Here is a 26957-nt window from a genome sequence, read left to right as displayed (position 1 = left end):
TTTCGGTAAAGCTGAATGTGGGTAACCACATTACTTGACAGTAGCAAGACAGCCGCTCAACCGTTCTGCCAGAACTTGGACATGAGGTTTGCTGAACATTGTTAAATGATTGCCTGGAACGTCAATAATTTCTATTGGTTTGAAAGAAATTTTTTCCCAGCCCGCAGCCATATCATCCCGATCTAATTCAGTGTCTCGGAAATCTTCTGGAAGCATCTCGCTAGCGCGGAAAAAGATGATTTGGTTTGCATAGATATCTGGTGTGTAACTTTGGAAGGCCTGAATATTGTTCTTAGAAATCTCTAAAAGATCGTGAATCTGCTCAAATTCCATATTTGATAACCAGAAGTTGCTCAGTTTGATCTTTTCCACCATATAGCTGACCTGTTCTTGTGCTTTCATCTTTTGAAGCTCCTCGTAGGAAACCGATAAATTCTGATGGTGAAAAATTTCTATGTATTTTGCAAGGCGCATAAATACTTTAGCATTCAAGTTCTCATTCACAGTTTTATCTACAGGAATTGGCATTGGGGAATCTAACATAGCAAGTAAGGCTACCTCTAGACCTTGTTTTTGCATCTGCTGGGCCATCTCTAAAGCCACAATTCCTCCTAAGCACCAGCCTCCTATATAGTACGGTCCTTGCGGTTGAACAACACGCAACGCTTTGATGTAATGCGCTGCCAAATTTTCGATTCCGTAGTTAAGAGTTAGTTCTTTATCAAGTCCAAGTGGTTCTAACCCATAAAATGGTTGATTTGAACCTAAATAAGATGCCAAATCTAGGTAGGAAAGAATATTACCACTAGCCGGATATACACAGAAGAAGGGAGGATTTGAACCGAGTGGTTGAATTGGTACGAGGGGAGATTTAGGTAAAAGATTAGATTCCTGGCGTAAAATACTAGCCAAATGTTCAATAGTCGCTTTTTGGAAGATAGTAGATAGTGCAATCTCCTTGCCAAAGGACTTCTGAATTTGAGCTGTTAAGCGCAAAGCTAATACAGAATGACCGCCAAGGCTAAAAAAGTTGTCTGTGACTCCAACAGAACGGATATCTAAGAGTTCTTCCCATATTTGAGCCAACTGAGATTCTAAAGCGTCACGGGGTGCCACAAAGTCTTTTTTACGCCCTGAAGATGCCCAATTCGGTGCTGGAAGTTCGCAGTAGTCTATTTTCCCATCAGCAGTTAGCGGCATTTCTTGGATCTGCAGAAACTGACAATTGCTTTGCGTTTGGAAGCGATCGCAAACTACTAACTCCTGTAGTCTAGTAACCGGTATTTGCTCAGCTTTAGTAGTATAATACGCAAACAATTTTTGTGTTTGAGAAGATGTTGTCTCCGTGTATTCTTGGATATGCTGGTTGCTGCCATCTAACCCTACAAGCAAGTGTGCCTGGTCATGGTATAGTCCTGCAAGCAAAGAATACAATCCCTGTTCAATTGTCATGGTATGATAACCGCGAGCACGGAATAATTCTTTGTCTTTGTTGTTGCGGCTCATTCCCACTTCATTCCAAGCACTCCACCCGAAGCAATAGCTGCGTAACGAGTTTTGATATCGCTGATAGTAGGAGAAGCAGTCTAAGAAACTGTTAGCAGCAGCATAAGCACCCACAGTAGCATCTCCAAAAAAGCCGTTCACGGAAGAGAAGGAGATGAAGATGCTATTTGCTTGTTCTTTAACGAGTTGGTGTAGCGCCCATGTCCCTAACAGCTTTGGACGAAGCATTGCTGCAAATTCGTCCTGAGTTTCTTCTACCAGCAAGCGCGCATGGAAAATGCCTGCAAGATGAATCACCCCATCTAGTTCACATTGCCAGTGAGATTTCGCTTGCTCAACCACTTGTTGCAGCTGGACAAAATCACAGACATCAACAGCCTGATAAAGAATTTCTCCTTCAAGCTGCTCTAACGTTAAGAGAGTTTTGATGCTTTGAGATATAGTATCATCCGTTTTTTGTAAATGAGCCTCCCACGTATTTCTCTGTGGTAGGGATGTCCTACCTACTAACAACAGCCGGACTTGATAATGTGTAAGTAGATACTTAGCAATCTCGACACCAATGCCCCCCAGTCCTCCAGTTAGCAGATACATCCCGCCGTGCTTTAAGGGAATCTCGTGCTTTTTCTCTTGAGTTAGGTTAACTTTACTCAGGCGAGGAATTAAACGCTGTCCATTGCGGTAAGCAACTTCTTTGTCGCTTTGCATTACTCGCATCTCTTGCAAAATACGAGTTGCATTCACTTCAACTAAATCAATGGGTAAATCGATATGACGGCATTTCAACCAGGGGTTTTCCTGGGAAATCGTTTTAATTAAGCCTAAAATAGGCGTTTTTTCGTAGGCTATTTTATCACTTGGGGAAGTAGCCTGTGTATGACTAGCAATGACATACAACTGAGTTGGAATATCTTTTTGTACCTGTGAGAGAGCTTGAATCAAAAACAGTAAGCTGTAAGTTCCTTGGTACTGGGCTTGCTCTAGTTGATCTAAGCTAGATATTTCTCCCGCATACTGATCATAAGTCCACAGGTGCAAAATCAAATCAATTTGCAAGCCATCTTTTAACAAAGATTCCAGCAGTTGCAAATAGTGGCTGGGTTCTTTAGGATTAATGCGGTAGTAGTTAGAGTTGAGCTTGGCAAAATCTGCCCCTGCTTCTACACGTACACAGTCGGGATTTAACTGGCTGAGTTCTGTACATAAGTAAGTACTCAGACCCAAGGAATCCAGGAAAACCAGAGATTGCCCTACCCTTAACAGACGTTGCAAAGACACTACTTCCTTCGGTCGCCAGATTTTGCTGTAGAACCAATCTGGTAGCGTATTGGCATTGCCACTTAAGATGTCAAGTCGTTTGAGAATGTCTTTGAATTCGCCTGCTTCAAAGCGTTGTTTGAGTTGGGAACGTTGAATTTTTCCGATCGCAGTTTTAGGGATAATCTGTTTTTCAACGGGAACCAAATAGCTTGGATTAATGTTAATCTTTTGAACAACTTGGTTGCGAATTTCCTGAGTCAGCTTGATCACATCTTTCTCATCCAATTCAGCCGGACTGAAAAAGATCGCCAATTTATCGGTATGGTGAGAAGCACCCCGCACAGCAACGGCAGCGGTGTATGAAACTTCCACACCAGAAAGTTCTTCAACTACCGATTCGATTTCATGACTGTAATAGTTGAGACCGTTAATGATTATGACATCTTTCTGCCGACCAGTAATGGTCAGACGCCCAGAGTGTAGAAACCCTAAGTCTCCAGTATTAAACCAACCGTCCTGGGTAAAAACTTCTCGGTTGAATTCTTGATTGTGATAGTAACCAGAGGTCACCGTCAGTCCTTTGACTTGCAGAAAACCAATCGTGTTTTCTTCAACTACCTGGTTTTTGGTATCGACAATCCGTAGAGAAACCCCAGGAATTGCAGATCCCACTTCCACAAACTTTTGATCATCTGTCGTTGACAACAGCGAAAAGTTCTGGTCAAAAGTTACGGCTGAACTGGTCTCGGACATTCCCCATGCTGGGTGCATGGCAGTTGCAGGCAGTCCTTTTGGAGCTAGCAACTCTAAAAACTTTCTGGCATGTTTGGCAACAATTGCCTCGCCCGCATTCAAAATAAATCGCATCTGTGACAGATCCCAACAACGCAAGCTGACCTCGGATGCCCGGTCGTTAATTAACCCATAAGCAAAGTTAGGTGCCCAGGTAATTGTGGCTCGATAGCGCTCAATCCAATCTAACCATAACAGTGGATCTTGCAAAACCAGTTCAGTTGGAGCATGAATCTGTTGGCAACCGAGATAGATATCCCGAACATGGAACATCACGATTCCGCCAACATGGTCTAGTGGAAACCAATTCAACGAGACATCATTGCTTGTAAAATTATTGACTTGCGCGGTAGCAGCTGAACGGCTTAAAAGAGCGAGATGGTTCTGCATCACCGCTTTGGGAATGCCTGTGCTGCCTGAAGTCAAAAGCAAAATTGCTAAATCTTCCGGCTGGCTTACGTGCCAATTCTGGTCTGGTTCAGATTGACGCAACTCATCAATTGTTTCAACTTGAAAATTCTCTAAATTCAAAAGCTGGGAGAGAGAACAAACTGCCAAAGCGAGCTGTTTGCTAGTCAGGACTATAGGGCGATCCAACATTTGCCAACCATTATGCAGCCTCTTGACAGTACTGTTGGCTTCTTGGTAAGTGGCAGGAACTGATATCGGTACCGGGATAAAGCCTCCTAGTACACATCCCCAAAAGGCGGGAATGAAATCTTCATTGCAATCTAGTTGGAAGATTACTTTATCTTTTGGCTTTAAACCCAAGCGCCTCAAGCCAGCCAGAATTTGCTCTGATTCTTCCAACAAAGCTTTATAAGAGCGAAAAACTTCTGAACCGTCTGCCTTGAGATAGACAATACCTTTATCTGGCGCTTGCAAAGCAGCTCGTTTCAGTGCTTCTGGTAAAGTGCTTGTAGCATCAGGTGGCAATTGTAATGCTCCACCATCACTGATAGCTAATTGCTTGACTACTGGTCTGTCCTGCACAGTAGTTGAGTTTGATGTTGCTGATGACTCATCAACTTGACGTAGAGAAACAGTTTTACTGTCAGGAAACAGGTCTGATAAATGTAGCGGGGGTAGAAGTTCAATTTGCTTGTGTACTGCTACCGCTACCTCCTTAACTTGCGGTAGCGATCGCAGTGACTTTTCCCATCGCTGTATTAAATTAGAATCAATCACTTCCAAGGAAGTTAGGGCTTGTTCATCTATTTGCCCTGTGGCTGTGAGTGGTAACTTAGTAACTGGGACAAATGTACAGAACTGCGAGTCAAAAGGTAAAACGGCTTGCAGTTGAAGTTGTAACTGTTCTGGTGAAAAAGGCCCTGACAAAACCACATAAGCTACTAACTCTTGCCTAAAGGTTTCTGTACTTCTCGCTAGTACTACACAATCATTGACAGAAATATTCTGCAATATTGTTGCTTCCACCTCATTTAAATCGATGCGGAAATTATTAATCCAAACTTGGCGATCGCTAGCGCCTAAAATCTCCAGCTTGCCATCATTGAGATAACGACCTAAATAACCTGTTTTGAGCAGTTGGTCATTATCAAGTTCTTCAGAAAAAGGATTATTAACAAAGCGTTGGGCTGTCTCTTCTCGATGGTTTAAATATCCACGGAATAGTTTATTTGCGGAAACATATATTTCACCAGTTACTCCTATGGGAACTAGTTGCATATATTTATTCAACACATACATCGAGAGGTGATTTTTGACATAATTAATCAACAATTCATTTGAGGTATGCGTATAGTTGTAAACTTGTGCAGTTAATTCCGTAGCCGCTTCGGGAAGACTGCACAAATTGTATAATTCACACCTAAAATGCTGGAAGAATGTTTCTATTACCTTATTGTGTAATGGTTCTCCACTACACAACACAGAACGTAAACAACTCAATGAAGATGCTGCATCTTGTGATAAAGATTCAACAAAAGCAAACAGCACATAAGGTACAAAGTGGATAAGGCTAATTTTTTGTTCAGCAATCACACGCTGCAAATATTCAGGGTTGTCTTCACCTTGAGTCGCTGCAATTACTAACCGCCCTCCATGAATTAACGGCCAAAAGATTTCCCAGACTGCTGTATCCTGAGTTAACGGGGCTTTATGCAACAAGGCATCAGACTCAGACAAGACAAAAGTTTTTTGCAACCAATCCAGACGTTCAATAACCCCACGATGCTCAACTAAAACCCCACATTCTGAAGAGTAAATAATGTAAGCCAGGTTTTCAGGTGTTGCTTTAGTTTTAAGGTTTTCATTACTGTGTTGTGTAATTACTTCCCAATCTGAATCCAAGCAAATTACTTGCGCTTGTTGATTTGGCAGACGCTCAATTAAAAGCTGTTGGCTTAATAACACTGATGGCTGAGTTTCTGCCAACATCATTTGTAATCGCTCAGGAGTATCATTAGAGTCTAAAGGTAAATAAGCTGCACCAGCTTTGAGAATACCTAATAACCCTATTACCATCTCCAAAGAACGCTCTACGTAAATGCCTACTATGTCCTCTGGTCTTACTCCAAGAGTTTGTAGATAATGTGCTATTTTGTTGGCTTTGCTGTTCAATTGTGAGTAAGTCAATTGTTTATCTTCAAACACAACTGCTACAGCATTCGGTGTCTTTAAAGATTGCGCTTCAATTAGCTGATGTATACACAAATGTTGAGGATCATCTGCTGGAGTATGATTCCATTCCACAAGCATCTGGTGTCGTTGGGCTGCACTAAACAGCGGTAACTCTGATAACTTTTGATGGGGATTAGCAACAATTCCTGATAGCAGAGTTTGAAAATGTTCCGCCATGCGAGTAATTGTTGCCTGTTCAAACAAATCAGTGCTGTATATTAAAAAACCACGAATACCCTCGGAAGTTTCGCATAGGTGACACTCCAAATCTAATCTTGTTGCTTGTTCATTAAATGCCTCCACAAGATTAAACGTCAAATTCGAGACGGTCAATGACTCTGGTTTATTCTGTAGAGCAAATAACACCTGGTACAACGGGTTATAGCTTAAAGAACGTTCTGGTTCTAGTGCTTCCACTAACCGTTCAAAGGGGAAATCCTGATGAGCATAAGCCTCTAAAGCGACTTTTTGCACTCGCAGCAATAACTCTCTAAACGTAGGATTCCCTGATAGGTCAGTCCGCAACGCCAAAGCATTAGCGAAAAACCCAATCAATCCTTCTACCTCAGTTTGGTTGCGGTTGGCAATGGCAGACCCTACGACAATATCTTGTTGACTCGTGTAGCAATACAACAAAACCTTAAAGGCTGTCAAGAGAGTCATAAACAAACTGACTCCTTGCTGCTGACTCAAGTTCTTGAGCGCTTCACTCAAGCTTTTGGGTAGTTGTATAAATTGTTTAGCGCCCCGAAAACTTTGAACTGGTGGTCGTGGATGGTCTAAAGGCAGTTTTAATAAAGGTGGAGCGCCTTGGAGTTGTTGCTTCCAGTAGGTTAATAATGTTTTTTCCCTCTCTTCCTGCAACCATTGACGCTGCCAAGAAGCGAAGTCAGCATACTGAACAGGTAACTCAGGTAATGGTGATGGTTTGTTTGTACAAAAGGCTTGATAGTTCGCTGCTAACTCCCGAATAAAAACGCCCATTGACCAACCATCAAAGATAATATGATGTGTCGTTACCACCAAGAGATATTCAGCTGCTTCTAAATGTATCAAAAGGACACGCAATAACGGCCCAGTAGCTAAATCGAAGCAGTGCTGAGCTTCTTTTGCAGTTATTCGTTGGGCTTCAATCTCCCGCTCACTATCAGGAAGATGACGCAGATCTACCACTGGCATAGTCATATTTAACTTTGCAGCGATCATCTGAATCGGTTTTCCATCAATTTGTCTGAAAGTAGTCCGTAAAACTTCGTGGCGTTGAATAATTTCGTTTATGCTTTGCAAGAGCGCAACGTTATTAACAGAACCATCAAGAGCCAAACATAGTTGTAAGTTGTAAAAAGGATTATTTGGCTGCAACTGGTCAAAGAACCACATTTGTTGCTGAGGGAAAGACAGAGGTAAAGCTTGCTCTCGTGAAACTTTGACAAGTGCCAGGTTTGTATCACTTGTGCCTTTATTCTCATCTCGCAGTAGCTTCAACAATTCTGTCTTTTGCTTAGCTATTGCGTCACGTATCTGTGGTGTCAGTACTCCCTTGGCAGCACGAACACGTAATTGGTCACCATCAGCACTTAACTTCACACCTGCAAGAGAAAGTTCAGCTATTAATTGATTTAAGTTCATAGAGTGATTTCCTCCATTTCTTCATCTTCACTAGATTCTTCTGTCGATGGTGACTCTGATAGCTTTATACTCGCTAACGCCAATTGTTCAAGGGAAATTTCTGCTAGCTGGGAAATGCTCAAACCTTGCATAATTTTCATTGTGGGTATGTTCACTCCCATCTCGCTTTTGAAGCGATTGCTTAGTTCAACTGCCATTAGAGAATCAAGCCCTAGTTGCAGTAGCGATCGCGTAATGTCCAGTTTGGCTACAGCAATTCCCATTATTTTTGCTACTTGTTCTCTAATGCGAGACACTAAAAATTGCTCTCGCTCTGCTGGTGTTACCGATAATAAATCGCCGTAGCTGGAATTTTCTTCACTATCCTCACCATCTGTCTGTTCTGTTGCTGCTGCCTTATTCAGGTAAGAAAACCGTGGCGAACCACCAGCACCAGAGAAGTGAATTTGGCACCACCGATGCCAATCTACATCTACTACCGCCGTCTGAGCAACGTCTGGTTGAAGTAGTAACTCTCCCATTTTCTTCAGCACTTGCTTCAGTGGCAAAGGTTGAGTTCCCAGGCGCTTGAGATGTTCAGCTACGTCAGCGTTGCGGGCAACATAACCAACATCAGCAACAACACCCCAATTGATGGTCAGGGCTGGCAACCCGATCGCATGGCGGTGATGAGCCAGGGCATCAATAAAACTACTAGCAGCTACGTAATTTCCCTGACCTGGATTTCCGACAAGTGAGGTGAAAGAAGAAAATAACACGAAGAAATCTAACGGTGTATTCAATGTCTGAGTATGCAAATTCCAGGCTCCTAGCATCTTGGGAGCCATGACTTTATGCATCCGTTCCGAGTTGAGTTGCAGCACCAGAGCATCATCCAGAACCATAGCACCGTGGATAATACCTCGTAACGGTGGCATCGATTCACTAATGTCAGCGAGAACAGTTTGAACTTGCTGTGGTTGAGTTACATCTGCTTGAGCAACCACAACTTCAGCACCTAACTTTTTCATCGCTTCTATGGCTGTTGAGGCTGCTGTTGAAAGCACATTGCTGCGTCCCATCAGCACTAAGTGTCGCGCCCCGCGTTCCACTAACCACTGAGCCACCGCTAAACCAAAACCTCCGAGTCCACCAGTCAGCAGGTAAGTTGCATCACTGCCAAACGTGATTGTTTCCTTAGATGAAGGAGCCACCTTCACCTTGGGATCTCGCAAATCTACGACAATTTTGCCGATATGTTTAGCTTGTGCCATGTAACGGAAAGCACTAACTACACGCGAGATGGGAAATACGCGATGAGGAAGTGGGTGAAAGCTGCCATCATGAAAGTGTTGCATCAATTCGCGCAACAAAGAACGGCAATAATCTGGACGTTCATATGCAAAGCGGTCAAAATCCAGAGCAAAAAACGACAAATTCTTTTGAAAAGGTCGTAATCCTAACTTGCTGTTTTTGTCAATATCACGCTTGCCTATTTCTATAAAACGTCCATAAGCTCCTAAAACTGAGAAACTTTTAGAGATAGCTTCTCCTGCCAAAGAGTTGAGGACGATATCAACGCCTTTACCATTTGTAAGCTGCATGATTTCATCAGCAAAGGCTAGCGATCGCGAGTCCATAACATGCTTCACACCCAAGTTCTTCAGAAACTCCCGTTTTTGCGAACTACCAGCTGTTGCAAAGATTTCTGCGCCAGCTGCAAGGGCAATTTGGATGGCAGCAATACCCACACCCCCAGCACCGGCATGGATTAGAACTCGTTCTCCCTTACGGATTCGACCCAAGTAATGCAAGGCGTAGTAAGCAGTGAGGAAAACTAAAGGAATTGTGGCAGCTTCCTCAAAACTCAAAGACGCAGGCTTGTGTACCACTAAACAAGCATCTGTAGTGACATAATTGGCAAAGCTGTTAGGGGCAACAGCTATAACTTCATCTCCTATTTGAAATTCTTCAATTTCAGAGCCAATTGCAGTAATAATTCCGGCACATTCTAGACCAATAGCTTGTCCTGAAAAATTATTCTCTAAATTCACATCAGCCAACAAGTCCATTGCTTTAGCTACGTCTTTGAAGTTAAGACCCGTAGCATAAACCTGAATTTCCACCTCTTTGGGGCCAGGTTTTTGGCGCGTAGTTGCCCGCAGAATCAGGTTATCTAAAATTCCAGGTGTGGTAATTTCTAAACGAAAAGCTTGATTAGCCTCTGTTACAGCGTTTGTGGATGATATCCGCACCAATCGATTAACATAACGTGCTTTACCTCGCAGGGCGATTTCATCTTCTCGGTCATCTAAACATAACTCGTCAAACAAAGATTGAATTTCTGATGCAGAGGTGGTGGAACTAAGATCAACCATCGTGCAACGCAAATCTGCATGTTCATTGACGATCACCCGACCTAAGCCCCACAAGGGAGACTGAGCAATTGAGAGAGATTTAACTTTCTCTCCCACACTTTGAAGACCACGAGTTACTAAAAATAGACGCGGTGAATCATTCCAATTAACTTTCACCAATGCCTGAACCAAGTTTAGTGCGCTCAAAACGCCTATTGTCTGGGTTGATTCTAGGGAAGAAATTGTAGTCTCTTCTATGGGAGGTGTGTCTAGACTCCAAAGATGGACTATACCACGACAAGGAGATTGAGCGGTGTTAACTGTTTCCAGAACTTGCTGTATATCTTCCAAATGTTCCGTTCTGATTTGGAAGTGATTGTCATCAAGCTGAGAAAAAGCTGTTCCAGGCGAGATGAGAATGGGGTTTTTGAAGTCTTGTTTCAGCAAGTTTGCTAGCTGCTGACTAACGCCAAAGTTGTCTGCAAAAATTAACCAAGTTTCTTGTTTGTCTGGTTGATGAGAATTTTTGATCCTCGAAGCAGATTCTTGTTCAATATCAATATTAGGAGCAGTAGCTAAAATCACAGTGTGCAGAGATTCCTCATTTGCCTCTGTATCCCGAATTCCAGCAATTTCGGCAAACCCGACTTCTTGGAGCAAATTGTGCCATTTTTTGAAACTAAGCAGCGCATGTGATGGTCGTAATTCCAAATCAGAAAATAACCACCAGCCTTTGAGTAACCCAAATACTAAGTCGTTCCAACGTGGGGGCTTAGTCAACTCCAACAACACTAGCAAGCCTTGGGATGCCAAAAGCTGTTTGACATTCTCTAATGTTTGACGCAAATCAGTTGTTGCGTGCAGTGCATCTGAAGCCAGAATTAAATCAAACGAATGCGGCGAAAATCCTTGAGCTATGGGGTCTTTTTCAATATCTAATAATTGATATTCTACAAACGGATAATCCTGAAATTTCTGCTGAGCTTGAACAGTGAAGACTTGAGAGACATCAGTAAAAACATATTGTGAGCGGTTGCTGGGAAGTATGGGAAGCAGATAAGAAGCTAGAGAACCTGTGCCTGCACCAATCTCTAAAATCCGTACTGTTCTCTCTTTGGGTAAACTGGAGACTAATGTAGCGATCGCATTTTGCACCAGCAGGTTATAGATGCGAGTACCGGGGGAATCTTGGTATAAATGCTCAGATGTTGCCAAAGATCCTTCTGGGAAAATCAGCCCTAGAGGATCAACATCACCCCGTAGAACGCTTGCTAATTGTGGCCCACAGCGTCCCAGCATTGTCAATTCTGCTAAATAGCTAGGATGCTGGGTTATCAGCTCTTGCCAAATTTGCTCTGACTGTTTTAATTCTAGTATTTGACGCACTGACCATTGGTTGTTTACCTGACTCAAGACACCATCTTCTTGCAATATTTCGAGTATTCGACCTAAAAGACGTTTGTGTTGATCAGCCACTCCTAACTTTGCTGCTAGAGTTTCCAAATCAACCTGCTGGTCTAGTTCAGGCTGCCAACCGAGTTGTTCTAAAGCTTCGAGAATATAAGCTGTACACAAAACATCCAACTTCGGCTCTACTACAGAGTAGTAATCTTTCATTCTCAGATATTTACTCAATCGAGCTGCTTCTGGTTGAACAAGTTCAGCAATTTCCTTTGGAGAGGGCAAATAATCAAGTTGCAAATCAACTAACTCTTGATCTGGGCGTAGCTTTAATTGCCATTGGTATTCATGAAGACAATTATCAATTTTTGCTGGAGTGACCTGTTGCCTTCTTTCTAAAGACTGGCAGCGAAATCCTTGAATTTCTACTAACACTTTTCCCGCTTCATCCAGCAGTCGAATATCTCCCTTAAAACTGGTGGCGGTTTGCTCAACTATCCGAGTGTAGCTCCAAAGTTGAACCCCAGAACGAGCATAAACTTGAAATCGGCTAATTTCAATCGGTAAATAAACTTTGTCTGTTTTATCATCTAAGAACAAAGCGCCTAAGAGAGTCTGAAAACAGGCATCAAGAATCGCTGGATGTAGCTGATAATCTTCAACTTCTGTCAGTAGATCAGGATGAACTTTTATCTTGGCTAGTGATTGTTTGTTGCCACAAAAAAGCTGCTCAATTCCTTGAAAAGTTGGGCCATATTCTAATCCCATTTCTTGAAATTGTTGATAGCAATCTTGAGGACGAATTTCTTTTGAACAAAGGCTTTTGTACTCATCCAGCACAACTAAATTTGGCAGGAAATGATGTGAAGTACGGCTGAATTTTCCTGTGGCATGTCTTGTCCAAGAATCTTCAGTGTCTTTGGTTTTGCCGTAAATATCAAAAGATGTTTGACTGGAATCGAGGATCAGTTGCAGCGAGTGTGTCTGATTATCAGGTAAAGGCAGTGCTTGTAGAAACTCAATTTCTTCTAAAACATAAGGTTCGTTACCGAAAGTTTGTGTTGCAGCAGCCAAAGCCATTTCTACATAAGCTGCTCCTGGGTAAACTGCGACTCCTTGAATGCGATGATCTTCAAGATAAGTGAGTTGTTGTTTATCTATTAATACATCCCACACTGGTTGCGCCGATTTTAATTGGCATCCCAGCAAAGGATGGACTTGTGTTGAGAACATTGCTCGTAAAGCAGTTTGTCCTAACCTAGCTTGCTGCGATTCTAAAGATTCGCTCCAATAACGCTCTCTTTGCCAAGGATAGGATGGTAGCCGTACAAATTGACCTTTTTGGGGGTAAAACCGATGCCAATCAATTGGGTATCCTAATGTGTAAAGCTTACCAACAGACGCCAGCATCATCGCTTGTTCAGCTTCTTTGCGTCGTAGTGAAGCAAGCACAGTTGTTGTTTTATTAGCTATAGCAAAGCACTCAGAAATGTAACTTGCTAGGACTGGATGAGCGCCGATTTCTAAAAAGATGTCATATCCTGCTTGCATGAGTCCGTCTATGGCTTTTGCAAACAGAACTGGTTCCCTCATGTTTTCTCCCCAGTAGACACCATCTACCTCTGGGCCATTAATTTGTTGTCCTGTAACGGTAGAGAAAAGGGGAATGGTTGCTGGTTGTGGGTTAATTCCTTGGAGTGACTCGGCTAATTCTGCCTTCAAAGGTTCCATCAAGATACTATGATAAGGAACTTCCACCTTTAGGAATCGGCAAAAAATTTCCTTTTGCTCTAAAGATTTAGCAATTTCTTCTAAAGCTTGAGCATCCCCAGATAAAGTTAGACCTTGGGGGCTATTGATAGCGGCAATAGAAACTTTGTCTTCGTAGCCTGCGATCGCAGTTTCAGCTTCTTGTTGTGTCAGAGCGATCGCTAACATCTTACCAAGTCCAGCTGCGGTTGCTTGCAAGCGGCTGCGATGGAAAATCACCCGGATAGCGTCTTCTAAACTCAAAACTCCAGCAACATGAGCAGCTGCCACTTCGCCTACACTATGACCAACAATTGCTTCTGGAATCATGCCCCAGCTGCGCCATAAAGCAGATAACGCAACTTGCACAGCAAAGATAGAACACTGAGCCACAACGGTTTCATTGATCCGAGAATGCTCTTCATTAGCTCTTAGTTCATCCCACAATGACCAATCAGTATACTGCTTCAGGAGTTGATCACATTGTTTAATGGTTTCTTGGAATACGGGTTCAGACTCCAATAATTCACGCCCCATTGCCCACCATTGCTGTCCCATACCGGAGAATACGAAAGCGAGTTTGGGCGAGGAGCCTGAAGCTAGACAACCAGAAGACATCGCTAGACGGGTTTCTCCCGCTAAAAACGCTTCTAACTGTTCTGTCATCTCTTCAAAGGAATCAGACACCAGCGCCAACCGATGGTCGTGATGTCCACGACGCAGACTAGCAGTGTAGCAGATATCCGATAGTGAAACGCCGGAGCTGGAAGCCGTGGTTAAAAAGTTATGGGTTAGTTTTGCAACCGCAGCAAGTGCTTCTGGACTCTTTGCAGAAAGGGGCAATAGCAGTGCGCGCCCTTCTAATGACGCAGTGTGTTGTGGCTGGGTCTCCCTATGCTGTGGTAACCTCTCAACACCTTCGAGGACTACGTGGGCGTTAGTACCGCCAAACCCAAAGGAATTCACACCAGCTATTCTTGGTTCCTGACCGTTTTCGGGCCATGATTCTAAGGTTTTTGGTACTCTTAAGCGCAGCTGTTCTAAAGGAATTTTGGGATTTGGCGAGAGGAAATGCAGATTTGGCGGAATTTGGCGATACTTTAAAGCCAGTGCTGCCTTGATTAAACCAGCAATACCTGCTGCTGATTCTAAATGTCCGATATTGGTTTTGACTGAGCCAATAATGCAGTGATTGTTTGGTTGACGATTCTTACCAAGCACATTGCCTATGGCATTTGCTTCTATTGGATCACCTACGGAGGTTCCTGTGCCGTGCGCCTCTACATATTGTACTTGCTCAGGTGATATCCTAGCTTGCCTATAAGCTTCGTGTAGCGCTGCTTCTTGTGCCTCTTTGGAGGGGACTGTCATACCATTGGTATGGCCATCTGAATTGACGGCAGTGCCTCGAATTACGGCATAAATCGCATCTTGATCAGCTAAAGCTTGGGCTAATGGCTTTAAGATTACAATACCTGCACCTTCGCTGCGAACAAAACCGTTTGCTCCCGCATCAAAGCTCTTGCATTTTCCATCGGGAGAGAGCATTGATGCTTTACTGAAACCTATGCTTCCTTCCGGCTTGAGTACGGCATTGACGCCTCCTGCTAAAGTGAGCGTGGACTCTCCATTCCAAATACTTTGACAGGCGAGGTGAACTGCAACTAGTGCGCTAGAGCAGGCTGTATCAACGGACATACTCGGTCCGTGAAAGTTGAACACATAGGAAATACGATTGGCGGCAATGCTCATAGCTCCGCCCTGATTGGTGTAAGCGTTGATTAAATTGCGATCGCTTACGCTCGTCTGGATATCAATATAATCGTGAGACGATATACCAATAAATACTCCAGTCTTGGTGCCAGATAGCTGTTCTGGCACTTGTCCAGCATCCTCTAAAGCTTGATGCGCTACTTCCAAGAGTATCCGCTGTTGGGGATCGATACGCTCTGTCTCTTTTGGAGAAATCCCAAAAAATTGCGCATCAAATTGGTCAATATTCTCAATAAATCCGCCCCTACGGGTATATATTTTCCCTGGTTTTTCCCGATCTGGGTCGTAGAAAGTGCGCAAGTTCCAGCGATCTGCTGGAACCTCAGTAATGGCATCTATGCCGTTACTCAGTAGATTCCAGAAAGCTTCTGGACTATTAACACCGCCAGGAAAGCGGCAACCAATGCCAATGATAGCAATTGGTTCTTTTTCACAGGTGTGTAGTTTTTCGTACTTAGTGTTCTCTGTCATAAAGCTATTTTCCAACATTCTAATACCCACATAATATAAGACGAAAATTCAGTACCACAAGTAAATTAAATACTTTATCTGTGACTCCTTTTACCGTATATTTTCTAATTGACAAAAGAAATCTTATCTTAACCTACCACCAATGGATTAGCAGAATCTGGTTGCAATTCTTCGCGCTGGACGTTCGCGTAACGTCTTGGAGAGAAGTCCCGCCGTAGACACACCTGCGTACAGACACCTGAAAAAAGCAGCAATGAATTCGAGTCCTGGCGGGTATAAAAGCAGCGCTCTTTCTCCAGTAGCTTTCATGCTCTGTAAGAAAGCAGCAAGCGATAAGCCGGAGGCTTGACGCAGAGCGTATCGCGCTTTTTGGTCTAATGCTTGATAAGTTAAGCTAACTTCTTGTGCTTCTCCATCTACCAAAAAGGTATATGCCACTTGCCTTGGTTGCTGTAGCGCTCTTTTGCGTAACAGGTCAACTAAAGTCGCTTCACTGAAAGTGGCTACTGAAAATAAATTGTTGTCCATTCGTTCCCCTATCTCGTTATAACTAAGCATCACTAAACTGAGGATATTTGTATAAGAGCCGGCTTTTTGTCGGCACTCTTGAAATTCCTACAGATAAGTTAGTCAATATGTATGCAAATAAAGAGTTTTTCTAGTTGTTAATCACAAAAAAAATTCTCTAGCTTTCACAGGTTTGGCAAAACCTAATTGAAATGCAAAATTTGAGAATTCAAGCTAGAAAAACTGGTAGCCTCGCAGTTTGTCTTTGGCAAGAGTCGAAATCAGCAATACGAATACTGCTCAACAATCATCTCTATGCAAAGCGAGGAAAATCTCGCTAACTTAGTACAACTCATCATTAATAGGGGTCGCAAATCAAAATCTTGACAACACTGGAATATGTGGTATAAATAACTTTACATTTTCCTAATGACAATACTAAGTTAATCAAGCAATTTGTCAAAGACTTTCACCTGCATCATAAGATTTTTGATTACTATTTGTATTTTAAATAACAAATAGTAATACTTAGACCCGAGAAAAGTTTGAGAACCAGTCCTTTCAAGGTGTGTTATTTCAGTGTTATTTGTGAGCAGTGTCCTGCGCCTGTCCTGCCTACTCCTCATCCTCCCAAACAAGGTACATATGTACTATAATAGAGATAGCGTTCACGAAGCCTAAGTTAGTGCAAAACGGGTGCGTGACAGCGTTCCGGAGATGGGTTTTACGGTTTGTCCTATGATTAAGCACTATATTCTCAGCCTCAATCCGACTGCCAAGCATGAATGGGATCGGTGTATCTTACGTGACCCACTGACCGCTAAACGCCCAGAGATTGCCAAATTAGTTGCTGAAGCGGTTGGTGCGGATACAGGCAGTTATTTAGTCAGTGTAAATATTGAAGTCCAAGTGTTGGAAGAAGCTGCGGTACCACACGCCGAACAGCTTTCCTTAAATATTGAGGAGGTGACGATCCAACCTGCTCAACTGAGGGAAGTGGCGTAGAAGAAGACAAGGAGGACAAGGGAGAATTTTCACCTCTTCCTCATCCTCCTCATCTCCCTCATCTCCCTCATCTTCCCCTACTTGATATGTCAATTTTTTTAGAGGAATAACTTATTTTGATGACGCAACTCAATCATTATCCAGCTGCGATCGCTCAAGCTGCCCAAAGAGTAAACGAAATAGACTCCCAGTTAATGGCAGTTCAGTACCAGATTAACCGATTTGAAGGCAATGCGGATCGCAGCGCCGCCTTTGATATGGATTTGAAAAATGATGCTCAACGCAAAGCTCGTCGCTTTGAAGTGTTACTTGTCAATCAAGAATACCAAAAAGCGATGGACACCCTGATACAATTAACTACCGAAAAGGCAAATGCTGTTGCTCATGTAGAATATCTGCGTAACCAGTTTAGTGTGGCTAAGCTGCAAGCAAGACTAGCAATAGCTCAACAACTCACAGATTTTGAATCGCGTGAATTAGTCGGTTTGTAATCAGCGCTAAGTGCGTAGACACAGATCTTGCACCCAACAAGAGCCAGAGGCTCTAATATCTCGTTACCAGGTTGAACCTGGTAACGAGGGTTTGGAGGCTGAGCCGACTCACTGTTGCAACTCTTGCAAGATCTCAGTAGACACATTTTATATTTCGTAGTGAGGAATGCGCGTCCTCTTCCACCAAAGCAAGGACTAAAGTCCTTACTACAAACAAAGTCATAGCTTGTCTAAGAGTTCAGCAATTTGCTGATTAATAGCTGTGACATCAAAACGCTGGCGGGCGATCGCCTGTGCATTCTCAGCTATATTTGCTGTTTTTTCTGGTTCTTCGAGACAGGTGGTAATCACTTGCGCCAATTCATCAGGCTTTGCTGGTGTCACTAAAAAACCATTGACACCATGTTCTACTAATTCGATCGCACCGCCAGCTTTCGCCGCAACCACAGGTGTTCCGCAAAGCATACCCTCTACAATCACCCTACCAAACGGCTCTGGAGCAGTTGAGGTATGTGCAACTAAGTCACAAGCTGACATCAGCAATGGAATATCTGAACGAAACCCTAAAAATTTGACTCGATTTTCCAGTCCCAGCGCTGTCACTTGTTGGTGTAATTGCTGCACATATTCTTTTTCTCCAAAAAGCGCATCACCAACTAAGATTGCTGTGACATCAACAGGAGATTTTGCCAGTGCTTCTATAAGTATGTGCTGTCCTTTCCAAGGTGCGAGACGGCTAAAATGTCCGACAACAAATTGTCCGTCTATCCCCAGTTGTTGTCTAATTTGCCTGACATCGGACTCTTGGCTTTGATAATTTTTCGCATCAAAGCCGTTGTAAACCACTTTCGTGATGTCTGGGCGTCCTCCCGCTGCTACGAAGGCTGCTTGACTTGCTTGGGAATTGGCAATGACTAATGATGCAAAGCGATTGGCGCAAGTTACGGCAATCGAACGGTTGGTTTTGCTAAAGTGTTCTGGGGAAAGAATATCATGCAAATGATAGACCAAAGGACGACGGCTAAAAAAACTCGCCAGTGCGCCAACAACTAATGCTTTTTGCGTGTTGGCGTAAATTAAATCGAATTCTCTTGCTTGTTGCACAACTTTAGCAATTAAAGGTATAAGTTGACCTAAACTGCCTAATCCTTGTGCCAAGCTGCTTTCTTTGCGAACTTCTATTGATTGAGTGGTGAGAACTTGAACTGGAATGTGGTTCTGTTGTAGTAAATTTCTAAAAGAACCTTCAGCAAATAATCCCACTAAACACCTATCTTTGTAGGGTTTGGCGATATCTATTAAACATAGTTCAGCCCCGCCTGGTTTACCGCTTTGATCTAGGAAGAAAATTTTCATAAGGGCTTAAGACGTTTCAGATAATAATTAATACTAAGTACATGATTGCATAAGAAGCCTGCAATTAGCTTTCATCCCCGGTCAAAGACACGGGGCTTTCAGCTTTTTTTCTTGTAATTCGGAATCAAAATTTCAATTACGAATTACGAGACAGGAATTAGACAGGGAAATATCTGTATTTAATACAACCCTGGATTTGACCGATATGCCATGCTAGATGTCTTAAGCTTCCAGCTAAGCTTGCTTTGTCACAGATTTTCAAACGCAAAACATCCAAACACAAGTTTAAAGGTGTTTTGACCCAGATCTTCCATGACATAAGTTTAGGTAAACCGAATGACCTATGCTTTTGATACAGTAATGGTTCGTAAAAACCAACACTCCACGAGCGGCTGCATCCGCCCATTATATTTGTGCGAAATCGGTAATGAAGGATCGCGTCAGGGACTTCATGCAGCTTTGCTCCTGTTTGTTGAACCCTCCAGCAGTAATCAATGTCTTCAATCGCTAGAAAGGTTTCATCAAAGCCACCTACTGCTTCATGCAGTGAACGTTTGATGCCGATGTTATTACCACCTACCACTGGCAAATATGGGTGATCGAAAGCAATTCCATCACCGTTTTCAACTCTGTAGCTTTTGACCAACCAAGGTTCATTTAGTTTCCAGTGTTGATTGCGACCAGCAACGAAGTCATACTTGGAGAGCGCCTCACCCATTGCTGCTACCCAACCAGGGGCAACTTCGTCGTCGGCGTCGCAAAAAGCCAAGGCTTCACCTTTGGCAACACTTGCACCAACATTACGGGCGTGAGCGGCTCCTTTCTTATCAGACGCATCAATCACGCGAAGTGATGGTATTTTTGTACTATAAGCTTGGGCGATAAGCCGGAGGCTTGACGCTTTGCGTATCGCCACTGTTTCATCACTAGAACCATTGTCGGCAACAATCACCTCCCAAGGCTGGTTCCACTGCTGATTTGCCAGTGCTTCCAGTTGCCGGGAGATTGTATCGGCTGCATTAAAAGAGGGAACAATCACACTTAACTTCATGGTCGCTAAACCAGCATTACAACAATATTATAGTTAGGCAAATAAAACACTCCGTACATCCTGCGCTATTTTGTTCCAATCGAAGTTGGCGACAGCATACTCACGACAGGCTTGTTGTGTAGGTGCTGGAATTTTTCCCAGTAGCACCTGTTGTAATCTTTCTGCAATGGCTGGGACTTCTATTGAGGACGTAATTAAACCCGGTGAGAATGGTTCTAAAATTTCTGGCATTCCTCCAACGGGAGTACACACAACAGGAGTCCCGCAAGCTAAGGATTCTACTATTGCCAATCCAAATCCTTCAAAAGACTGACTGGGCATAACACTCAAGTCAGCCGCTTGGTAAGCAACAGGTAACAAATCGTCTGGTAGGAACCCTAAAAATTTAACATGATTGCTGAGTCCTAATTCAGTTGCCTGCTGTTGTAGTGTAGCTTGTAGTCGTCCGCGTCCTGCAATCATAAGCAAAACATCCGGAATGTTCGGTTTAATGATAGCTAAGGCTGACAACAATTGGTCAAGTCCCACTCGATTCACCAAGCGGCGGGCTGTGAATAAAATTGGACGGTCTTGGGGCCAATCTAGTTTTGCACGAGCCTCGTGAGGTGATAAATTAGGTTGAAACTGAGTAATATCAACTCCACCTGGAATTATGTGAATTTTGTTCCAAGGAATCTGATACTGTTCATGCAATACATTCCCGAATGCTTTGCTCAGAACAATCAAGCGATCGCAGCGGTTATATGTTCTTTGTTCTATCAGCTTAGCTTTGAGCCAAACACTTAGTTTCCTCTCAACGACTTCCTCTTGACTCTCAAATGCCCAAGGACCATGAAAGTTAAAGGTAATAGGCACTCCTTTTGGCAAAAGATCCAAAATTGGAAAGCTGTATAATGCAAAATGTAAATTAATGGCATCAGGTTTGGCACCTCTTGTTTTCTGAAAGTTAGTGCGGATGTCCCACAACCGTTTCCAAATAGCACTATCTGGTGATGCCAAGTTAGTCAGTTTTATCGGCAAATTTGGTTCAGCTTCTGGTAAACCAACTCCACATAATTCAACTTGGTCTTGATTTGCTGCCAATTTCTGCGTCAGTTCATAAATATACCGTTCCAATCCTCCAGGGGTTTTAGGAAACCAGCCTAGTCCCAAACAGAGAATAGACGCAGATTTTGAAGCAGCATTTTTTGTGTTCCCTTCCACTTATGTTTCTCCAAGTAATGCTTGTCTGTGTGTCTCGTTGTAATTTACTTTTTAACGCCTTTTTTTGATTTCAGCACGATTATTTATTGATGCCGACAATAGATATATTCTGTGAATAAATATATAATCAGAACTTTTTACTATAACTATAGATAGTTATTTATAATATTCTTCTATCTAAAGGTAAATAAATTATGATATAAAGATATAAGTTTGGTATTTTTATAAAATACTTAATCATACATTTTTTAAAACAAAACATTTGAAGGGCAATTTGTAAAGTCAGTATAAAGTTGTAAATACACAAAAATATTTTTTACACTCAGAAGCTATCACCGAAAAAGTACTCTGCTGCTAGAAACGCTCTTGTACACAAAGGTTTTGTAAAAGTTTTTTTAAATGGCGTCGGTAAAACCCCTGCTATTTACGTTGGAATAGACAAGATTGCATAAATATTATTTTGTCTCGCACAGAGGCGCAAAAACGAGCCAGCGAGCAGTTCTCTTGGAGGGAAACCCTTTAACAGTTACCAGTTATCAGTTATCAGTTATCAGTTTCATCCGCAGCGGGAAACACCACACCAAGAGCACCGAAAGCGTTGGTGGCGGGTTTAAATCCCCCACCATAGCAGGCGTTACTGCGTAGGTAGCTGTTCACTGTTTTAAGAGAACTGCGGTGCGAATGACGGTGAGTCCAGTCCTGTTGGCGTAGCCTGCCCGTACGTAGGGCATAGGCGGGTCTCCCAACAAGCGGGAACTGGCGTAAGCGCAAAGCGCAGGCTGAGGCTTCGCCACGCCAAGGGCGAACGCCAACGCGCAGCGTCTCCGTGCCTCCTCCGGAGGTCGCACGGTACAGGCGCAGCCGTGCCGCACCGCGAGGGAGATACCCGAAGGGCGTAAGGGCAAAGCGTGCCGCAGCGCCTCCGCGTAGCGTGTCCGTGCTTCCTACGGAGGTCGCACGGTACAGGCGTAGCCGTGCCGCACCGCGAGGGACTCACCCGATAGCCGTAAGGCGTGGCCGTTCCCACTAGGGCTTTCCCGCGCCTAGGTTACTGGCGTCGCAAAGGAGAACACGAACAAAACGAATGAGTGCAAGAAGTTTAATGAAAGACTCCTCGACACCGCTGACTGTTAAGTGTGACTATTAGCTATAATTTCCTTCAACTATCAACAATCAATCTTCCGTAGTTTAGGAATGCTGATGAAATAAAAAAATAGTTGGACAAAGATTATTCGGTATGATTTTTTACTGCTTATTTAAAATAGAGGTTGCAAATATAATCTAGAATATGTGTTACCAAAAGTAACTGTGTAAAAGTAAAATTTTAGTGTTTTGCTGATAAAGTTTTTGTAAAAAAATAGATGAAAGCCGTAGATTGTAGCTATTGTATAGCAATCCGGTTTTCTTTTTGAAAACATTTCAGTATCTTTCGGGTGGGCAATGCTCACCGAAACCCAAACATAAGCCAGATATAGTAGTCATTGCCCAACGCCAGATGCTTATAAAATGCAGAGACGCTGCGCGTGAACAAGCCGGGAAACCCGAGCCTGTGCACTGGCTCCCCTAGGTGTATTTCAAAAATCAAATAGGAATCCTATATCAAGATTAAGTAAAAAATTTGAATGAAATAGTTTTTCTCATTAAAAATAATGTTGGAGAAGCAATCAACAATTTTGTCAATTTATGAAAAATCGATTAATTTCCAAGTTGGGTAAGTTCTACCAGAAGCAACGAAATAGTGGTCATTTACGACGAGGAAAAACTGCAAAATTTGTCCTCGTTATCATTGCTGTAATAACTATTGCATTGTATGCGATGAGATCTGCACCTGCCACAAACGCCTACACAACATCTTGGATAGGCAATACTTATGGTGGTGGTAGCAAATGGGTGCAGAATTATGTAGAGGCAATGTATGTTGGTCCTGATGGTACGGTCTACACCAACAGCACTTGGGATGAAGCAGGAAGAGAAGCAGGAATATATAAAAACGGTGATGTTGTTGGTCCTGACTTTCAGCTTCATGGTTGGAGCCGTGTGGGTGGCAAAGCCATAACAGCAAATAGTAAGTACATTTACCTGGCTATGTTCCAGGGATCAATGGGCAAGATAAAAGAGGATTACCCGCCAGAAGGAACATCTTGGTACTGTGTAAGACGCTATACTTTGTCTGGAAAGGCTGCGGGTTTTGCTGGAGGACGTGGCTATGACAAAAGTATGTTGATTGTCAGCACGAAAAACCCAGTGACGGGATTAGCAACTGTAGGAAATCAGTTGTATGTGAGTATTGCTAAGGCAAACCGCGTTAGTGTCTACAACACTGACACAATGAGGGAAGTACGCAATTTTTCTGTTTCCAACCCAGGGCAGATAACAATTGATAAACAGGGAAATCTATGGATAATACAAGCCAAAGCTGGCAGTACTCCTCCTCAGATTTTGCATTATTCAGCAGAAGGTAAGCGTCTTTTTAAGGTGATTGCAGATGTTGTTGACCCGAGTGCGATCGCGATCGATAATCAAGGCAGACTTCTGGTAGCAGAAAATGGATCTCGTCAGCAAGTACTAATTTACAACATTGCAGGCAAACCGAAACAGGTGGGAACATTCGGTATTGAGCGTGGCATTTTTGCGGGTGTTCCTGGTGAAGTTGGAGATTTGAAATTTTACGGCATAAGCGGCGTGGGTACAGATGCAGCAGGTAATATCTATGTGAATAGTAATGGTTTTCATAATGCTGGAACCGACTTAAGAAAGTTTTCGCCATCAGGAAAGCTGCAGTGGCGGTTACTAGGTTTGCATTTTGTGGATAACGCTGATACAGATCCTCAAAGTGATGGAGTGGACGTATACACTAAGCACGAATACTTCCACATGGATTACAAAAAAGCAGCTGGTAAGCAATGGAATTACAAGGCGTACACTGTAAATCCTTTTAAATACCCTCAAGATCCACGCCTGCATACAGCGCCGACTTCAGTGTTCTTCCGGCGCATCCAGGGGAAACCCTTCATGTATCTCACAGATATGTATCAAAGCTTTATGCAAATTTATCGTTTCAATCCAACCACGGACGGTAAAGTTGCTATACCATCTGCAATGTTTTTTGGCACAGTGCTCAAGGATGGTAAAGTTGGAAGTTGGCCGCCGAATCAACCGCAGGAACAAAAGGATTGGATCTGGCGGGATAGCAACGGCAACGGTACCTTTGATAAGGGTGAGTATAACATCAGGGATACAGATGATTATCCCTACCTTGGGGGATGGTGGGTAGATAGCAAAGGCGATTTATGGAAAACTTTGCGAACTCAAGAAGGTATCCGGCATTTTCCTTTACAGGGACTAGATGCTAAGGGCAACCCCATTTACTCCTACAGTTCCATGAAAAAGGATAAAACTCCTAGCCTATTTACGGATGTGCGACGGATTGAGTATTTCCCCAAAACAGACACCATGTATTTATCAGGCTTTACCAAAGATCATCCTGCGCCTGACGATGATGCTGGGGCAGCAGGGTCTGAAATTGTACGTTTTGACAACTGGAGTCAAGGAAATCGCACTCCCCGTTGGCGCACTGTCATTCCTCATGACACCACTGGAAAGCGTGAAGTGGTTACAATAGCGATGAGTGTGGCGGGAGATTATGTATTCTCTGTAACAGTGAAAAAGCCAGAGATCTCTGTTTATAACGCCGCAACAGGAAAGCAAGTACAAAAGTTAAAACCTGGTCCAGAAGTGGCTGGTGAAAGTGGGTGGATTGATATACCCTACGGTATCCGTGCTTTTCGCCGCTCAAATGGAGAGTACCTGGTATTTGTTGAGGAAGATTGGAAAGGAAAGGTGATTGTGTATCAGTTACCCAGATAAGCGCATATAGTTTTTTACAGTCATTCCCAGACTAAGTCTGGGAAGCAATAGAGAACGAATTATGACAGGCAAAGCCTGTTTTTTTTAAGTAATATTTTATACAAATTAACATGTAATTATTAATACTAATTTGTATTGAAAGAGGTTACAAAGAACGTTGACATCTGACGGTTGACCATTGATTCTCAACTGTCACGGGGTTCTACTCGCCGAAAAATGAGCACTCTGGTATTTAACCCGTCTGTCTACCGAACACGAGAAATCGTGGGGTTAGCAACTGTGACTTAATTTATCGACAAAGCTACCCATATCTACTCATTTTTGGGTAGCTTTTCTCGCGCCATACGTTCAATGACATCACTTAAACTGCTTGCTTGCATTTCATTTTGCTTTTGCTCTAACCACTGGATTGCTGTCTGTGTCAAAGTCATTGTAAATCTTCGTTTTGCTTCCAAATAAATCTTTTTCCTTGCCATATTGTCAAACCTTAATATACTCATATATAATATGAGTATATTACCATTGAAAGGTCGAGTCAATGCTATTAGGGTTCAAAACAGAATTGAAGCTAAATAATCAACAGCGCATAACAATGCGGAAGCATTGTGGTGTAGCTCGCCATGCTTGGAACTGGGGACTTGCTTTAACTAAGCAGATATTAGACTATAACAAAATCAACCCTGATTCTAAGATTAAATTTCCTACTGCCATCGATCTACATAAATGGTTAGTAGCATTGGTGAAGCCTGAAAATGAATGGTACTATGAATGCTCTAAATCTACACCACAACAAGCGGTCTTTGCTTTGCGCGAAGCGTGGAAGCGTTGTTTCAATAAGACTGCTGGATCTCCTAAATTTAAGAGAAAAGGTAGGCATGACTCTTTCACACTGGAGGGAACAGTCAAAATCCTTGGCAACAATAAGATTCAAGTACCATGTATCGGCGTCTTGAAAACCTATGAACGACTGCCACAGGTATTAATTAAGTCTGCGACAATTAGTCGCCAAGCCGATAGATGGTTTATCAGTTTTCGGTTCGACGTAGAAACTCAAGAATTAAAATACACAGACGTTGTGGGTGTTGATCTAGGCGTCAAGAACCTTGTCACACTCTCTACTGGTGAGGTGATTGCAGGTGCAAAATCCTACAAAAAATATGAAGCCAAGCTTTCCAGAATGCAATGGTTGAACCGTCATAAAATCATTGGCTCAGCTAATTGGAAAAAAGCACAGTTACAAATTGCTAGACTGCACAGGAAAATTGCCAACATCCGGAAAGACACACTACACAAGCTCACCACGCTACTTGCTAAGAACCACGGCGTAGTAGTCATTGAGGATTTGAACGTGTCTGGGATGATGGCTAATCATAATTTGGCAAAGGCAATTCAAGATATGGGATTTTACGAGTTTCGGCGTCAGTTAACTTACAAGTGTCAGTTGTACGGCTCTAGGTTGGTAGTAGTTGACCAATGGTTTCCAAGTTCTAAGACTTGTTCTAACTGTGGAGAAAAGAAAGAGACACTCGCCTTAAATGAGAGAGTATTTGAGTGTAGTCACTGTGGATTCAGCTTAGACAGAGACTTGAATGCTGCAATCAATTTGTCCAAAACCGTCAGTTAGACGGAGCTAGCCTGTGGACTGGTTGAAGCCGACTTCTCCAGAATGAAGCAGGAAGTAAACGAAACCCAATTTCTCTGACTAGTACCAGTCATCTTGTTGTATAGAAAAGTCTAGTTATGGATAGTTTTGGGTAGGTTTTATGTAACGGCTTGTTCAAAGCAGCGTCCCCGTGCCTCCTAAGCGAGGAGCTGAGCGCAATCATGCGCACGCTGCGCGTTGGCGCAGCCTGTCCGCAGGACTTACGCTAACGCCGCAGATGTGCTGTAGGCATAGGGGTACGCTCGTGCTCATTT

Annotated in this window: 11 protein-coding genes; 4 read left to right on the top strand and 7 right to left on the bottom strand. The window is 43.0% G+C overall.

Going from position 1 to position 26957, the window contains the following annotated elements; translation table 11 throughout:
- Window positions 1-30 precede the first annotated feature (30 nt).
- From ACM0OZ_RS11120 to ACM0OZ_RS11110, 3 genes are all read right to left on the bottom strand, one after another.
- Window positions 31-7830: an SDR family NAD(P)-dependent oxidoreductase gene (locus ACM0OZ_RS11120; RefSeq protein WP_414582892.1), complete on the bottom strand. Its 7800-nt coding sequence runs from the start codon at window positions 7828-7830 to the stop codon at window positions 31-33.
- Entirely contained in the window at window positions 7827-15560 is a 7734-nt protein-coding gene (locus ACM0OZ_RS11115) for an SDR family NAD(P)-dependent oxidoreductase (RefSeq protein WP_414582890.1), read from the bottom strand. Before ACM0OZ_RS11115 ends, ACM0OZ_RS11120 begins: the two co-directional genes overlap by 4 nt.
- A gap of 147 nt (window positions 15561-15707) precedes the next feature.
- On the bottom strand, window positions 15708-16088 hold the full coding sequence (locus ACM0OZ_RS11110) for a hypothetical protein (RefSeq protein ID WP_414582888.1): 381 nt from the start codon (window positions 16086-16088) through the stop codon (window positions 15708-15710).
- Window positions 16089-16805: 717 nt separating this feature from the next.
- Here ACM0OZ_RS11110 and ACM0OZ_RS11105 point away from each other — a divergent pair.
- On the top strand, window positions 16806-17072 hold the full coding sequence (locus ACM0OZ_RS11105) for a hypothetical protein (protein WP_414582886.1): 267 nt from the start codon (window positions 16806-16808) through the stop codon (window positions 17070-17072).
- Window positions 17073-17191: 119 nt separating this feature from the next.
- Window positions 17192-17563: a hypothetical protein gene (locus tag ACM0OZ_RS11100; protein WP_414582885.1), complete on the top strand. Its 372-nt coding sequence runs from the start codon at window positions 17192-17194 to the stop codon at window positions 17561-17563.
- Between the two features lie 219 nt (window positions 17564-17782).
- Here the strand turns inward: ACM0OZ_RS11100 and ACM0OZ_RS11095 are convergent, their stop codons facing one another.
- From ACM0OZ_RS11095 to ACM0OZ_RS11085, 3 genes are all read right to left on the bottom strand, one after another.
- Window positions 17783-18919, bottom strand: a complete 1137-nt coding sequence (locus ACM0OZ_RS11095; protein ID WP_414582884.1) for a glycosyltransferase family 4 protein — start codon at window positions 18917-18919, stop codon at window positions 17783-17785.
- 157 nt (window positions 18920-19076) lie between these two features.
- Window positions 19077-19970, bottom strand: coding sequence for a glycosyltransferase family 2 protein (locus ACM0OZ_RS11090; protein ID WP_414582883.1), 894 nt, complete (start codon window positions 19968-19970; stop codon window positions 19077-19079).
- 33 nt (window positions 19971-20003) lie between these two features.
- The gene (locus tag ACM0OZ_RS11085; RefSeq protein ID WP_414582882.1) at window positions 20004-21173 is read right to left on the bottom strand and encodes a glycosyltransferase family 4 protein; all 1170 of its coding nucleotides are present in this window, start codon (window positions 21171-21173) and stop codon (window positions 20004-20006) included.
- A 1683-nt stretch (window positions 21174-22856) separates the two neighbouring features.
- On the opposite strand from ACM0OZ_RS11085, the gene ACM0OZ_RS11080 reads away from it, so the two are divergent.
- Window positions 22857-25040, top strand: a complete 2184-nt coding sequence (locus ACM0OZ_RS11080; RefSeq protein WP_414582881.1) for a hypothetical protein — start codon at window positions 22857-22859, stop codon at window positions 25038-25040.
- A 311-nt stretch (window positions 25041-25351) separates the two neighbouring features.
- Here ACM0OZ_RS11080 and ACM0OZ_RS11075 read toward each other — a convergent pair whose 3' ends face one another.
- Window positions 25352-25516, bottom strand: coding sequence for a hypothetical protein (locus tag ACM0OZ_RS11075; RefSeq protein ID WP_414582880.1), 165 nt, complete (start codon window positions 25514-25516; stop codon window positions 25352-25354).
- 62 nt (window positions 25517-25578) lie between these two features.
- Between ACM0OZ_RS11075 and ACM0OZ_RS11070 the strand changes: the two genes are divergently transcribed.
- Window positions 25579-26664, top strand: coding sequence for an RNA-guided endonuclease InsQ/TnpB family protein (locus ACM0OZ_RS11070; RefSeq protein ID WP_414582879.1), 1086 nt, complete (start codon window positions 25579-25581; stop codon window positions 26662-26664).
- Window positions 26665-26957: the final 293 nt, after the last annotated feature.

This window comes from Scytonema sp. PCC 10023, from assembly GCF_963920835.1.
GTDB lineage: Bacteria > Cyanobacteriota > Cyanobacteriia > Cyanobacteriales > Nostocaceae > Kalymmatonema.
The sequence above is the reverse complement of the archived record's forward strand: the minus strand, read 5'-3'. Positions and strand labels throughout refer to the sequence as shown.

What these genes read in the sequence shown, in the direction of transcription:
- ACM0OZ_RS11120 (WP_414582892.1), bottom strand. Translation starts at nt 7,830, where the DNA reads ATGAACTTAAATCAATTAATAGCTGAACTTTCTCTTGCAGGTGTGAAG.
- ACM0OZ_RS11115 (WP_414582890.1), bottom strand. Translation starts at nt 15,560, where the DNA reads ATGACAGAGAACACTAAGTACGAAAAACTACACACCTGTGAAAAAGAA.
- ACM0OZ_RS11110 (WP_414582888.1), bottom strand. Translation starts at nt 16,088, where the DNA reads ATGGACAACAATTTATTTTCAGTAGCCACTTTCAGTGAAGCGACTTTA.
- ACM0OZ_RS11105 (WP_414582886.1), top strand. Translation starts at nt 16,806, where the DNA reads ATGATTAAGCACTATATTCTCAGCCTCAATCCGACTGCCAAGCATGAA.
- ACM0OZ_RS11100 (WP_414582885.1), top strand. Translation starts at nt 17,192, where the DNA reads ATGACGCAACTCAATCATTATCCAGCTGCGATCGCTCAAGCTGCCCAA.
- ACM0OZ_RS11095 (WP_414582884.1), bottom strand. Translation starts at nt 18,919, where the DNA reads ATGAAAATTTTCTTCCTAGATCAAAGCGGTAAACCAGGCGGGGCTGAA.
- ACM0OZ_RS11090 (WP_414582883.1), bottom strand. Translation starts at nt 19,970, where the DNA reads ATGAAGTTAAGTGTGATTGTTCCCTCTTTTAATGCAGCCGATACAATC.
- ACM0OZ_RS11080 (WP_414582881.1), top strand. Translation starts at nt 22,857, where the DNA reads ATGAAAAATCGATTAATTTCCAAGTTGGGTAAGTTCTACCAGAAGCAA.
- ACM0OZ_RS11075 (WP_414582880.1), bottom strand. Translation starts at nt 25,516, where the DNA reads ATGGCAAGGAAAAAGATTTATTTGGAAGCAAAACGAAGATTTACAATG.
- ACM0OZ_RS11070 (WP_414582879.1), top strand. Translation starts at nt 25,579, where the DNA reads ATGCTATTAGGGTTCAAAACAGAATTGAAGCTAAATAATCAACAGCGC.